The 12438-nt window shown below is 69.6% G+C and carries 13 protein-coding genes; 5 read left to right on the plus strand and 8 right to left on the minus strand.

Going from position 1 to position 12438, the window contains the following annotated elements; all coding sequences use genetic code 11:
* Positions 1–128 precede the first annotated feature (128 nt).
* The 5 genes from VFG17_RS01855 to hemC are packed head-to-tail and all read right to left on the minus strand — an operon-like array spanning position 129 to position 5053.
* Complete coding sequence (locus tag VFG17_RS01855; protein ID WP_325027778.1) at positions 129–1256, minus strand: CaiB/BaiF CoA-transferase family protein; 1128 nt, start codon at positions 1254–1256, stop codon at positions 129–131.
* The gene (locus tag VFG17_RS01860) at positions 1249–2451 is read right to left on the minus strand and encodes an acyl-CoA dehydrogenase (protein WP_325027779.1); all 1203 of its coding nucleotides are present in this window, start codon (positions 2449–2451) and stop codon (positions 1249–1251) included. Before VFG17_RS01860 ends, VFG17_RS01855 begins: the two co-directional genes overlap by 8 nt.
* Before the next feature lie 40 nt (positions 2452–2491).
* Positions 2492–3400 carry a mitofilin family membrane protein gene (locus tag VFG17_RS01865; RefSeq protein WP_325027780.1) on the minus strand — a complete coding sequence of 303 codons (909 nt, stop codon included), beginning with the start codon at positions 3398–3400 and terminating at the stop codon, positions 2492–2494.
* Between the two features lie 19 nt (positions 3401–3419).
* Positions 3420–4109 carry a uroporphyrinogen-III synthase gene (locus VFG17_RS01870; RefSeq protein WP_325027781.1) on the minus strand — a complete coding sequence of 230 codons (690 nt, stop codon included), beginning with the start codon at positions 4107–4109 and terminating at the stop codon, positions 3420–3422.
* On the minus strand, positions 4106–5053 hold the full coding sequence (gene hemC / locus VFG17_RS01875) for a hydroxymethylbilane synthase (protein ID WP_325027782.1): 948 nt from the start codon (positions 5051–5053) through the stop codon (positions 4106–4108). The genes VFG17_RS01870 and hemC overlap by 4 nt, the downstream gene beginning before the upstream one ends.
* 62 nt (positions 5054–5115) lie before the next feature.
* On the opposite strand from hemC, the gene tsaD reads away from it, so the two are divergent.
* The 3 genes from tsaD to VFG17_RS01890 all read left to right on the plus strand — a co-directional run bounded on the left by tsaD (position 5116) and on the right by VFG17_RS01890 (position 8745).
* On the plus strand, positions 5116–6150 hold the full coding sequence (tsaD, locus tag VFG17_RS01880) for a tRNA (adenosine(37)-N6)-threonylcarbamoyltransferase complex transferase subunit TsaD (RefSeq protein ID WP_325027783.1): 1035 nt from the start codon (positions 5116–5118) through the stop codon (positions 6148–6150).
* A complete protein-coding gene (locus tag VFG17_RS01885) occupies positions 6147–7139 on the plus strand; it encodes an NAD(P)H-dependent glycerol-3-phosphate dehydrogenase (protein WP_325027784.1) in 993 nt (330 codons plus the stop codon). The genes tsaD and VFG17_RS01885 overlap by 4 nt, the downstream gene beginning before the upstream one ends.
* A gap of 76 nt (positions 7140–7215) precedes the next feature.
* The gene (locus VFG17_RS01890; protein ID WP_325027785.1) at positions 7216–8745 is read left to right on the plus strand and encodes a lipopolysaccharide biosynthesis protein; all 1530 of its coding nucleotides are present in this window, start codon (positions 7216–7218) and stop codon (positions 8743–8745) included.
* A gap of 3 nt (positions 8746–8748) precedes the next feature.
* Here VFG17_RS01890 and VFG17_RS01895 read toward each other — a convergent pair whose 3' ends face one another.
* Both VFG17_RS01895 and VFG17_RS01900 read right to left on the minus strand, forming a co-directional pair.
* The gene (locus VFG17_RS01895; RefSeq protein WP_325027786.1) at positions 8749–9006 is read right to left on the minus strand and encodes a hypothetical protein; all 258 of its coding nucleotides are present in this window, start codon (positions 9004–9006) and stop codon (positions 8749–8751) included.
* 162 nt (positions 9007–9168) lie between these two features.
* Entirely contained in the window at positions 9169–10167 is a 999-nt protein-coding gene (locus tag VFG17_RS01900; protein ID WP_325027787.1) for an adenosine kinase, read from the minus strand.
* A 109-nt stretch (positions 10168–10276) separates the two neighbouring features.
* Between VFG17_RS01900 and VFG17_RS01905 the strand changes: the two genes are divergently transcribed.
* Entirely contained in the window at positions 10277–10960 is a 684-nt protein-coding gene (locus VFG17_RS01905) for an EI24 domain-containing protein (protein ID WP_325027788.1), read from the plus strand.
* Positions 10957–11331 carry a hypothetical protein gene (locus tag VFG17_RS01910; protein ID WP_325027789.1) on the plus strand — a complete coding sequence of 125 codons (375 nt, stop codon included), beginning with the start codon at positions 10957–10959 and terminating at the stop codon, positions 11329–11331. The genes VFG17_RS01905 and VFG17_RS01910 overlap by 4 nt, the downstream gene beginning before the upstream one ends.
* Positions 11332–11338: 7 nt before the next feature.
* Here the strand turns inward: VFG17_RS01910 and queG are convergent, their stop codons facing one another.
* Positions 11339–12391, minus strand: a complete 1053-nt coding sequence (gene queG, locus VFG17_RS01915; RefSeq protein WP_325027790.1) for a tRNA epoxyqueuosine(34) reductase QueG — start codon at positions 12389–12391, stop codon at positions 11339–11341.
* Positions 12392–12438: the final 47 nt, after the last annotated feature.

Raw genomic sequence — 12438 nt, forward strand, 5'->3', positions numbered from 1 at the left:
TCCTCTACATTCGTCATCCCGGGCTTGACCCGGGACCCGCCTTCCTCCTGCTCAAAGTCGAAAAGACAAGGCAGGCCCCGGGTCAAGCCCGGGGTGACGAGGAACATGATGGCGGCCGCTTCCGGTCGTTAGCCACCCAGCGGCGGCGCGCCGCGCGCGGCGACCATGCGCTCGCCGTCGATCACGATCGGGCTCGCGACGCCGTCGATCGACGCGCCATCAGGGCGAAACCGCATCCCGCGCGCCTGCACCTGCGGATCGGCGAACACCTGCGCCAGATCGTTGATCGGCCCCGCGGGCACCCCTTCGGCCTCAAGCGCGAGCGACAGCGGCTGCGCGTCCCACGCGGCGATCTTCGCCGCGAGCAGCGGGATCAGCTCGCCCCGATTCGCGAGCCGCGCGGCATTGTTCGCGAAACGCGGATCGTCGCCCCATTCGGGCACGCCCAATATCGCGCAGAGCTTCCGATACTGCCCGTCGTTGCCGACCGCGATCACCAGCTGGCCGTCGGCGGTCGCAAAGACCTGATAGGGCACGACATTGACATGCGCGTTGCCCATCCGCTTCGGCGCGACGCCGCTCGCCAGATAATTGGCGGCCTGGTTGGCGAGCACCGCGACCTGCGAATCGAGCAGCGCCATGTCGACATGCGCGCCCGCACCTGTGACGTCACGGCGTCGCAAAGCCGCGAGAATTCCGACCGCCGAATACATGCCGGTGAAGATATCCGCATAGGCAATTCCGGCCTTTTGCGGCGCGCCGTCGGGCTCGCCGGTCAGCGACATGAAGCCGCTCATCGCCTGCACGATATAGTCATATCCCGCGCGGTGCGCATAAGGTCCGCTCTGGCCGAAGCCGGTGATCGAGCAGATGACCAGCTGCGGGAAATCGGCGCGCAGCCGCGCCGGGTCGAGGCCATATTTGGCGAGCCCGCCGACCTTGTAATTTTCGATGACGACATCGGCATCGGCGAGCAGCGCGCGCACCTTCGCCTGCCCTTCGGCGTGCGCGATATCGATCGCGACGCTGCGCTTGCCGCGGTTGCAGCTGTGATAATAGGCCGCACCCAGATTCTCGCCCTCGGCGCCGGTGACGAAGGGCGGGCCCCATTCGCGCGTGTCGTCGCCCGCGCCCGGCCGCTCGACCTTCACCACCTCGGCACCCAAATCGGCGAGCAATTGCCCGCACCACGGCCCCGCGAGCACCCGCGCCAGTTCGACGACGCGGATGCCTTCAAGCGGCTTCGGATCAGGCAAAGGCGCTGATGCCGGTGATCGCGCGGCCGAGGATCAGCGCGTGGACGTCGTGCGTGCCCTCATAGGTGTTCACCGTTTCGAGGTTCACGGCGTGGCGGATGACATGATAATCGGCCGAAATGCCGTTGCCGCCGTGCATATCGCGCGCGACGCGCGCGATATCGAGCGCCTTGCCGCAATTGTTGCGCTTCAAAAGGCTGATCGCATCGGGGACGAGCCGCCCTTCGTCGATCAGCCGCCCGACGCGCAGCGCCGCCTGCAAGCCCAGCGCGATTTCGGTGAGCATATTGGCGAGTTTCAATTGGACGATCTGATTCGCCGCGAGCGGGCGCCCGAACTGCTGACGTTCGCCCGTATAATTGCGCGCCGCCTCGTAACAGAATTCGGCGGCGCCCATCGCGCCCCAGCCGATCCCGTAACGCGCGCGGTTAAGGCAGCCGAACGGTCCTTTGAGCCCCGAGACATGCGGCAGCAGCGCATCCTCGCCGACCTCAACCCCGTCCATCACGATCTCGCCGGTAATCGAGGCACGCAGGCTCACCTTGCCCTCGATCTTCGGCGCCGACAGCCCCTTCATCCCCTTTTCGAGCACGAAACCGCGAATCGCGCCGTCATGTGCCTCCGACTTCGCCCACACGACAAAAACGTCGGCGATCGGCGAATTGGTGATCCACATCTTCGCGCCCTTGAGGCGATATCCGCCCGCGATCTTTTCGGCGCGCGTACGCATCCCGCCGGGATCGCTGCCCGCATCGGGCTCGGTCAGCCCGAAACAGCCGACGAGTTCGCCCGAGGTCAGCCCGGGCAGAAACTTCCGCTTCTGCTCCTCGCTGCCATAGGCGTTGATCGGGTGGATCACGAGGCTGCTCTGCACCGAACAGGCCGAGCGGTACCCCGAATCGATCCGTTCGACCTCGCGCGCGATCAGCCCGTAGCTGACATAGTTCAGCCCCGCGCCGCCATATTTGGGGTCGATCGTCGCGCCGAGCAGGCCGAGCGCACCCATTTCGGACATGATCTCACGATCGAAACGCTCGTCGAGGAACGCCGAGGTCACGCGCGGCAACAGCTCGCCCGTCGCATAGGCGCGCGCCGTGTCGCGGACCATCCGCTCCTCGTCGCTCAGTTCGGCGTCGAGCTGGAGGGGGTCGAGCGGGTCGAGCGCCTCGATGCGCTGCGGATCGGCGAGGGCCATGGGTCTGCTTTCTTCAAAGGCGACCCTTGGAACCGGGTCGCTACGGGGTCGGTTCGGCCGTTTTGCGGGCCGCCGCGGCAGGCGGGCTGTCGCGCGGCTCCAATATCGCCGCCGTCTCGATCAGGTCAAGCGCGCGCCGCGCCTCGTGATAGCGCCGCGCGTCCATCAGCCACTCGCCCGCGACCTCCGCGCCGGGCATCGCTTCGACCTCGGCGATCGCCTGATCCGCCTGCCCCGCCGACAGATAACGCCGCGCGCGATCGAGGCGTTCGGACGCGCGCGGCGATTTGGTTCCGGCCGCGCGCACGACGAACAGTTCGCCGAGTTCGCGGCGCAGCCCGGTCCACAGGCTGCCGTCGCCGTCGCCGTCGCGCCCGACGAGTTGCGGCGCCATCGCGTCGAGTTCGGTGCGCAGCCTCTCGAGCGTCACAGGGTCGCGCGACGTGTCGATGATCGTCTTGACCGCATTCGGCTGGTCGTCGCCGAAGCGCAGCCGCAGCTGCGCGTCGAGATAGCCCAATGACAGCCCGCGATCGAGCGCGCGGCGCACCGCGAAGGCGACGAGCAGCCCTTCGGCGCGCGATGCATTGCCCGACGCCGATTCGGCCTGGAGCGTGATGCGCGACAGCCGTTGCTCAAGCTCGGCGACGCGCGCCGCAAGCGCATTGGCGCCGTCGACCGGCGTCACCACCAGCGGCGCCGCAGCCGCGCCGCCCTTCACCGCCCCACCCGTCAGCAGAGGATCGGCGGCCGCCGCCGGAACGCCGACGGCTTTTGGGGCGGGCGACAGATTATTGCCCACCAGCCAGCGATTCACCGCCCAGCCGCCGCCGACGATGCCGATCAGCAGGAGGAGGAAGGCACCGATGGCGAGGGCGCGGAACGATAGCCCCTTCGCCGGGACCGCCCCGTCGGCAGGCGGGGAGGTTTCGAAGCTGTCGATTGCCATGTTTCTCTTTCGAACGACCCTATTTCGCACCCTTGTGCCACAAAGCGCGCGCCTGTGCCAATATTGCGACATCGTCGGGCCGTTCGGCAACCGCGACATCGCGCCACCCCTCCCCCGCCGCCGCAGCAGCAGCCGGACTGATCGCGGCGAGCGACAGATGCGCGCGCGCCGCGCCGACAAGGTCGGACATGCGCTCCGCCGCACGCGCCGAATGCGCGAGCAGCACCGCAGGCGCCGCGATGAGGCCGGCCCATGCGGCGGGCGGCGGCACGGGATCGACGGCATAGCAGGGCAGCGGCGTGATCGCCGCCCCGCGCGCGTCGAACCCGGTCCGCTCGCGCCCACAAAGCCACAGGATCGAACGAATATTCCGTGACGCCATGGCATCAAGAAGCTGCTGCGCGCCCGCCGCTCCGCGCATCGTGACGCGCAATCCCGCCGTTTCGGCGGCGCGCGCGGTCGCTTCGCCCACCGCGTGGACCGGCAATGCCTGAAGCCGCGCAATCTGGGGCCCTGCCAGCCGCGCGGCAAAGGCGCTGGTCAGCAGCAGGGCGTCGAAATCTTCGGCGGCGGGCGCGCGCCAGTCGAGCGGGTGCGCGGCGAACAGCGGCATCGCGTGGACCTCGAAACCCATCGCCCTTGCCCGCCCGGCCGTCGCGGCATTGCCCGGCTCGGGCCGCGTGACGATCAGCGGCGGCCCGCCCGTCATGGCGTGAACAACGCCCGGACGCTGTCGGGCGCCTCGGCGAGCAGGCGGCGCGCCAGCGCGGCGGGCATGTCGGGCCCGGTCACGACGATATGCCCCGCCGCATGCTCGGCGCCATCCTCCGAAAAAATCTCGGCGTCGAGGCGCAGCGCGCCATCCTCCTGCCAAAAGGCATGCGCCGCAACGGGCGAACGGCAATCGCCGCCCAGCGCCGCGAGAAAGGCACGCTCGGCCGCCACCGCGCCATGTGTCGGCGCATGGTCGACCGCGCCGAGCAGCGCGATCGCCCTCGCATCATCGGCGCGGCATTCGATCCCGATCGCGCCCTGCGACGCCGCCGGAAGCAGCAGCGCCGCATCCTGCACCGTCCCGACATCGTGCATCCCCAGCCGCTCGAGCCCCGCCGCGGCGAGCAGCGTCGCATCGGCGTCACCCGCCGCGAGCTTGGCGAGCCGCGTCGCGACATTGCCGCGCAGCAGTACGGTCTCGAGATCGGGACGCAGCCGCTTCACCTGCGCCGCGCGGCGCGGGCTGCTCGTACCGAGCCGCGCGCCCGGCGGCAGCTCGGCGATCGTCGCGGCCGCGATCCCCTCGCGCACCACCAACCGGTCGCGCGGGTCGGCACGCTCGAGCATCGCACCGAGGAAAAAGCGCGCGTCGCGCAGCGTTTCGACATCCTTCAGCGAATGCACCGCGATGTCGATCGTCCCCGCGTCGAGCGCCGCGTCGAGTTCGCGCGTCCACAGCGCCTTGCCGCCGACCTCGGCGAGCGCGCGATCCTGAATCCGGTCGCCGGTCGCTGTCATCGGCACGATTTCGAGCGCCGCGGCGGGCACGCCATGGCTGGCGATCAGCGCCGCCATCGCCATATGCGCCTGCGCCATCGCGAGCGGCGAAGCGCGCGTGCCGATGCGCAGCGGGTTTTCGGGGGTGGGAAGTCCATTCATCAGCCGCCTGCTAGCGCGGCTTGCCCTGTCGATAAAGGGGCGGGTAAAGGAACGCGCAACATATGACCCTCATCCTTGGCCTTGAATCGAGCTGCGACGAAACCGCGGCGGCGCTCGTCGACAGCAAGCGGCGCATTTTGGCGCAGCGCGTCGCGGGGCAGGAGGCCGAGCATAGCCCCTATGGCGGCGTCGTCCCCGAGATCGCGGCGCGCGCGCATGTCGACCGGCTCGCGCCGATCGTCGAGGGGGTGCTCGCCGATGCCGGCGTGACGCTCGCCGACGTCGATGCGATCGCCGCGACCGCCGGTCCCGGGCTGATCGGCGGCGTGATGGTCGGGCTCGTCACCGGCAAGGCGCTCGCGCACGCCGCGAACAAGCCGCTGATCGCGGTCAACCATCTCGAAGGCCATGCGCTCAGCCCGCGCCTCGCCGACGCGAGCCTCGAATTCCCCTATCTGCTGCTCCTCGTGTCGGGCGGTCATTGCCAGCTGCTGCTCGTGCGCGGCGTCGGCGATTACCGCCGCCTCGCGACGACGATCGACGACGCCGCGGGCGAGGCGTTCGACAAGACCGCGAAGCTGCTCGGGCTCGGCTATCCGGGCGGCCCGGCGGTCGAGCGCGTCGCGAAGGACGGCGACCCGTTTGCGGTGCCGCTCCCCCGCCCGCTCGTCGGCAGCGCCGAGCCGCATTTCTCCTTCGCCGGGCTCAAGAGCGCGGTCGCGCGCGCGGCGGCGAGCGGCGCGCATAGCGTTCCCGACCTCGCCGCCTCCTTCCAGCAGGCGGTCGTCGACTGCCTCGTCGACCGCAGCCGCATCGCGCTCGCCGTCTGTCCCGAAGCGACTGCTTTCGTCGTCGCCGGCGGGGTCGCGGCGAACGGCGCGATCCGCACCGCGCTTACCGATCTCGCCGCGCGCTTCGACAAGGGTTTCGTCGCGCCGCCGCTCTGGCTCTGCACCGACAATGGCGCGATGATCGCCTGGGCGGGCGCCGAACGCCTTGCCGCCGGCCTCACCGACGCGCTCGACGCGCCCGCGCGCCCGCGATGGCCGCTCGATCCCGAAGCCGAAGCCGTGCGCGGAGCCGGAGTGAAAGCATGACGTCATACAGGAATTTCGGCGTCGTCGGCGGGGGCGCATGGGGCACCGCGCTCGCGCAGCTGCTCGCCGCCGGCGGCGCGCCGGTCCGCCTCTGGGCGCGCGAAAAGGACGTCGTCGACGCGATCAACGCCGAGCATCACAACCCGGTATTCCTCCCCGGCGCGGCGCTATCGCCGTCGCTGTCCGCGACGGCTGAACTCGCCGACATGGCCGGGCTCGACGCGCTGCTCATCGTCGTCCCCGTCCCCTTTCTGCGTGCCGTGCTCGCCGACCTGCCGTCCGGCGACGCCCCCCTGATCTTCTGCAGCAAGGGCATGGAAGCGGGCAGCTTCGCTTTCCCGATCGACATGGCGCGCGATCTCGTGCCGCAGCGTCCGCATGCCGTGCTGTCGGGGCCGACCTTCGCGCACGAGGTCGCCGCTGGCCTCCCCACCGCGATCACCCTCGCCGCCGCCGATGCGGACGTCGCGGCTGCGCTCGCGCAGGCGCTCGCGCGCCCGCACTTCCGTCCCTATGTCTCGACCGACATGATCGGGGCGGAGATCGGCGGCGCGGTCAAGAATATCCTCGCGATCGCCTGCGGCATCGTCGACGGCGCCGGGCTCGGGCTCAACGCGCGCGCGGCGCTGATCAGCCGCGGTTTCGCCGAGATGACGCGCTTCGCCCTCGCGCGCGGCGCGCAGGCCGAAACGCTCGCCGGACTCGCGGGGCTCGGCGACCTCGTCCTCACCTGCACCTCATCCAATTCGCGCAACTTCGCGCTCGGTCAGGGGCTTGGCCGCGGCGAAAAGGTCGAGACGCTGATGGCCGATCGCCGCACCGTTGCGGAAGGCGCGTTCAGCGCGCCGGTTGTCGCCGCCGCCGCGCGCGCCGACGGCATCGACATGCCGATCACCGATACGGTCGCGCGCCTCGTCGCCGGCGAAGTGCGCGTCGCCGACGCCATTCAGGCCCTGCTCAGCCGTCCGCTGCGACCCGAAGGGCGATGAATTGCCGCACACAATTGCCTGCTCCCTCGGGCCGCGCTAGACTGCGTCTCTGGGCAAAGCAGAAGGGGCGCCAGGCTTGAGCCAGACCGATAGCGCAGCCGCGCCCCAATCGCCCGACGTCGCTTCGCGCGACGCCGACACGGCGGCGCTCGCCAAGGGCGGGCGCACCAATTTCTTCGGCTTCATCCTCCGCCTCGTCGCGCGCCTGCCCTTCCTCTATGTGGCGGGCCGTTGGTACGGGCCCGAGGCGGTCGGGCGCTTCGCCTTTGCCGTGCTCGTCATCGAACTCGTCGCGCAGCTCGCGACCCTGGGGCTGAAGCGCGGCCTCGCCGAACAGTTGAGCGCCGAGGGCGCCGACCAGCGCATCGTCGTGTGGGACGGCATGTTCGTCGCCTTCATCGTCTCGGCGGCGGGATCGGCGCTGCTCCTCCTGTTTCCGCAACTCATGTATCCCGCGGGCGACGTGGACAGCGCCGACCGCTGGATGGCTCTGCTCGTCTTCGTGATCGCGGGGACCGACATCGCGCTCGCCGCCTGCGCCTATAAATTCGACGTCGGCGCGACGGTGCGCGCGCGCGCGATCGTCGAACCCTGGGTGATCAGCGTCGCCGCGGCGGGCTTCTGGTTCGTTTCGGCGCGCGACGGGCTGATGCTCTCCTACGCCGCCGCGATGGTCGGCGCCTTCCTCACCGCGCTGGTCCCGATGATCCGCCATTATGGCGGCCCCGGCGTGTGGCGCCCGCATCCGGCGCATCTGATCCTGCTCGCGCGGCGCAACGCGCCGCTCGCCGCCGCCGACGCGATCGAATGGGGAACGCGCCGCCTCGACCTCTTCATCCTCGGCCAATTCACCTCGCCGACGATCTACGGCATCTATTATATGGCGCAGCAGGTCGCCTCGCTGCCGCAAAAGCTGAAGACGAGCTTCGAGCCGATCCTCGGCCCGGTGATCACGCGCAACCTCGCCGAAAAGCGGCTTGGCGCGGTGGCGGCGCAGGTCAGCCAGGTCGGTTTCTGGATCATCGCCGCGCAGGCCGGGGTCGCGCTCGCGCTCGGCATTCCGGGCGAGGCCGTCATGGGCCTCGTCGGCCCCGAATTCGTCAGCGGCACCGCCGCGCTCGCCTTTCTGCTCGCCGCCGAAGTCGTCGCCGCGACCGCGGTCGTCAGCGAAGCCGCGCTCGTCTATGTCGCGCGCCATCGCAACCTGCTCATCAGCATCGCGACGCTCGCGCTGCAGGCGGTGCTCAGCGTCGCGCTGATCCTGATCGCGCAGTCGATGGGATGGCCGCCGATTTATTATGCCGCGGCGGTCGCGCTCGCGCTGATGCTCGCCCTCGGTTTCGCGTCGCTGGTCAAGGCGCGGCTGCTCGCACATATCCTCGGCGCCCCGGTGAACAGCCTGCGCTGGGCGCTCGTCTGGGCGACGGCGGGGGCGGCGGTGCTCGGCTGGGGCGCGACGCAGCTGCCCGAATGGGCCGAGCTCCTGATCGGCGTGCCCTTCATCCTCGCCATCTACGGCTGGCTGATCTGGACCCGCGGCTTCGGCCCCGCCGACCGCGAATTGTTCCGGAAGCACCCCGATCCGGCCGCAACACCCGCGAGCTGAGGCTTAGTCGACCGCCTTTTGTGCCGCGTCGCCGACATCCTGCGCGGCGTCGCCGACCTGCTGCGCCGCTTCGCTGATCGCGCCGCTCTCGGCCTGTTCGCTCGCGAGGAACTGAAAGGCGAAAAAGGCCGCCACCAGAATCGCGACGAGCAGGATCAGCCCGATGCCGATCCCACCCCGGCGGCGCGGTTCACGGTCGATGACCGTCGTGGTGTGCGTCGTCCCGTCGGGATCGCGCGTCGTGTGGATTTCGTCGGCCATAAAGGAAACTCCCATGCCTGTGATGCGGCATAGGACGTTTCAAAGTGCTTAGAAGTTCCGGCACCGGCCCGCTCCCCCTCCCGGCCTCCCCAACGATAGTAGCCTATGGGAGGCCGGGAGGGGGAGCGGGCCGGTGCCGTTTCCGCGCAAGCGAAAAGAATCCTACCCCAGCCGTTCGGCGACCTTCGCCTTGAGGTCGGTCTGCGCGCGCGGACCGACCTGCGCGATGATTTCGCGCGCGCACACCGCGCCCATCGTCAGGCATTCGTGCATCGACCGGCCTTCGGCGAGGCCGGCGAGGAATCCGGAAGCGAACAGGTCGCCCGCGCCCGTCGTGTCGACGACCTGATCGATCGGCTCGGCGCCGACCTCGGTGCGCGTGCCGTCCTGCAGCGCGATCGCGCCATGCGCGCCGCGCGTGACGACGAGCAGCGGCACCTGCGGCGCGATCTTCGCGACGGCGGCCTCGAAATCGTCGGTTTCGGCCAGCGCCTGGATCTCGACTTCGTTCGCGAACAATATGTCGAACAGCCCCTCGCCGATCAGCTTGCGGAAATCGGCGCCGTGGCGGTCGATGATGAAGGCGTCCGAAAGCGTGAAGGCGACCTTGCGCCCCGCCGCGCGCGACACGTCGATCGCGCGCCGCATCGCCGCGCGCGACAGTTCGGGATCCCACAAATAGCCTTCGAGATAGAGGATCTCGGCATCGGCGATCCATTCCTCGTCGATCATCGCCTGCTCGAGCAGGTGGCTCGCACCAAGGAAGGTGTTCATCGTGCGCTGGCCGTCGGGGGTGACGAGGATCAGGCAGCGCGCGGTCGGCGCTCCTTCCTTCAGCGCCGGGGTTTCATAGGCGACGCCCAATGCGCGCAGGTCGTGCGTGAAGACATGGCCGAGCTGGTCGTCGGCGACCTGGCCGATGAAGGCGCAGCGTTCGCCGAGCGCCGCCATGCCCGCGAGCGTGTTCGCCGCGCTGCCGCCCGACACTTCGACCGCCGGGCCCATCGCCGCATAGAGGCGCTCGGCCTCTTCGGCGTCGATCAGCCGCATCGACCCCTTGGTCAGGCCTTCGGCGGTGATCAGCGCATCGTCGGCGCGGGCAAGAACGTCGACGATCGCATTGCCGATGGCGACGACGTCGAAACGGGCGGTGGAGGCCATGGAAAATCCTGTGCTGGTGGGAAAAAGCTGCGCGCGCTTTAGGGACGGCGGCGCGCCAACGCAAGCGCGGGCGCTTGACGCACGCGGCGGCGCCGGTCATCCCCCGGCGATGGCCCGCGCCGCCCACGCTTTCCTGCTCGCGCTCAGAGACCTGCCGCACCCGCGCGTGCTCCGCGTCCTCGCGCAAAGCCTCGCGCTCACGCTCCTGCTCCTCGCCGTATCGGGCGCAGCGATCTTCTTCGGCGCGCGCTGGGCGCTCGCACACTGGAAATGGCTCGAAGGGGCGCAGCTCGACATGGCGGGCGTGCTGATCATCCTCCTGATCATCGCGGGAAGCTGGCTGCTCTTCCGCGCCGTCGCGATCGTCGTCATCGGCCTTTTCGCCGACGGCATCGTCGCCGATGTCGAGGGGCGTCATTATCCCGCCGCGGCGGCGCGCGCGGTCGATGTCGGTTGGCGGCAGAATATCCGCCTCGCGCTTGCTTCGCTCGTCCGCCTGATCGGCGGCAACCTGCTCGCGCTGCCCATCTATATCCTGCTGCTCGTCACCGGGATCGGCACGCCGATCTTCGCGCTGCTCGTCAACGCGTTGCTGCTCGGCCGCGATCTCGAGGCGATGGTGCTCGCGCGCCACCCGGACCGTCCGCGCTTCGACCGGCCGGCGCGCTGGTCGCTCGGGCTGCTGTCCGCCGCAAGCTTCGTGGTGCCCGTCGCCAATTTGTTGGCGCCGATATTGAGCGCCGCTATGGCCGTTCACATGCTGCACCTGGGCAAAGGGGACCCCGAAATATGATCGATAACCGCCGTCTCGGCGTCGTAGCCATGCTCGGCCTGACCCTCGGCGCCTGCGCCGGCCCGGCGATTCCGCGCGCCGCCCCGCCGCGCGCCACCGCGCCGCCGCCGACCGTGGTGCGGCCGGTGCAGAATAATGTGCTGATCGGAAACAGCGCCGACGCGATCGGCCGCATGTTCGGCAAGCCGCGGCTCGACGTCACCGAGGGCGCCGGCCGCAAGATCCAGTACGCGGGCTCGAACTGCATCCTCGACGTCTATTTCTACGCCCCGCGCGCGGGCGCCGATCCGGTCGCGACGCATGTCGACGCGCGTACGACCGACGGCCGCAACGCCGAGGTCAACAGCTGCGCGCAGTCGCTGCGGCGTTAGGTTGACGTCAGGGCGTCAGCTCGTGAAGCGCCCATAAAGCCGCGTCGACAACCATCGGCGACTCGTCTTTGGCAAGCTTTTGAAGCGCGGGCACAAAGCGAGCATCCCCGCTGTTCCCCGCCGCGATCGCCGCGTTGCGTACCATCCGACCGCGCCCGATTCGCTTGATCGGCGACCCTGCGAAGATCTGCCGGAATCCTTCCTCGTCGAGGTCGAGCAGGTCGCCGATCGACGGCGCCGCCAGCTCGGCGCGCGGCAGGAACGCCCTGTGCCTGTGCGCGGTGTCGGCGAATTTGTTCCACGGGCAGGCGGCAAGGCAATCGTCGCAGCCATAGATGCGGTTGCCGATCCCGCGCCGCAGCGCGACCGGGATCGGGCCATTATGCTCGATGGTCAGGTAGGAGATGCAGCGCCGCGCATCGAGCCTGTACGGCGCGGGAAAGGCGTCGGTCGGGCACGCCTCCTGGCACGCCGAACAGCTGCCGCACGTATCGCGCCCCGCCTTCGACGGCGTCAGATCGAGCGTGGTGTAGATCGCGCCCAGAAACAGCCAGCTGCCATGCTCGCGGCTGACGAGGTTGGTGTGCTTGCCCTGCCAGCCGAGCCCCGCCGCGGCCGAGAGCGGCTTCTCCATCACCGGCGCGGTGTCGACGAACACCTTGACCTCGGCGTCCTCGACCTCGCCGATCAGCCAGCGTGCGACGGCCTTCAGCGCTTTTTTTACGACGTCATGATAGTCGCCGCCCTGCGCATAGACCGAAATCCGCCCGCGCCCCGGATGCCCCGCCAGCGCGAGCGGATCGAGCGCGGGGGCATAGCTCATGCCGAGCGCGATCACCGAGCGGACCTCGGGCCACAGCCCTTGGGGCGATCCGCGCTGTTCGGCGCGGCTTTCCATCCAGATCATGTCGCCGTGGCGCCCTTCGGCGAGCCACTGGTTCAGCCGCGCGGCGGTTTGCGGCGCCGCGTCGGCGCGCGCGATCCCGAACGCCGCGAACCCATGTTCGCGCGCGACCGCTTCGAGGCGCTGTTCCAGCGAAGGCAAGGCTTCGGCAACCATTGGCGCTCTATACGCGAGCCGCCTCGCCGTGCCATAGCTTGGTATGG

Source organism: Sphingopyxis sp., from assembly GCF_035686825.1.
In the GTDB taxonomy this organism is placed as follows: Bacteria; Pseudomonadota; Alphaproteobacteria; order Sphingomonadales; family Sphingomonadaceae; genus Sphingopyxis.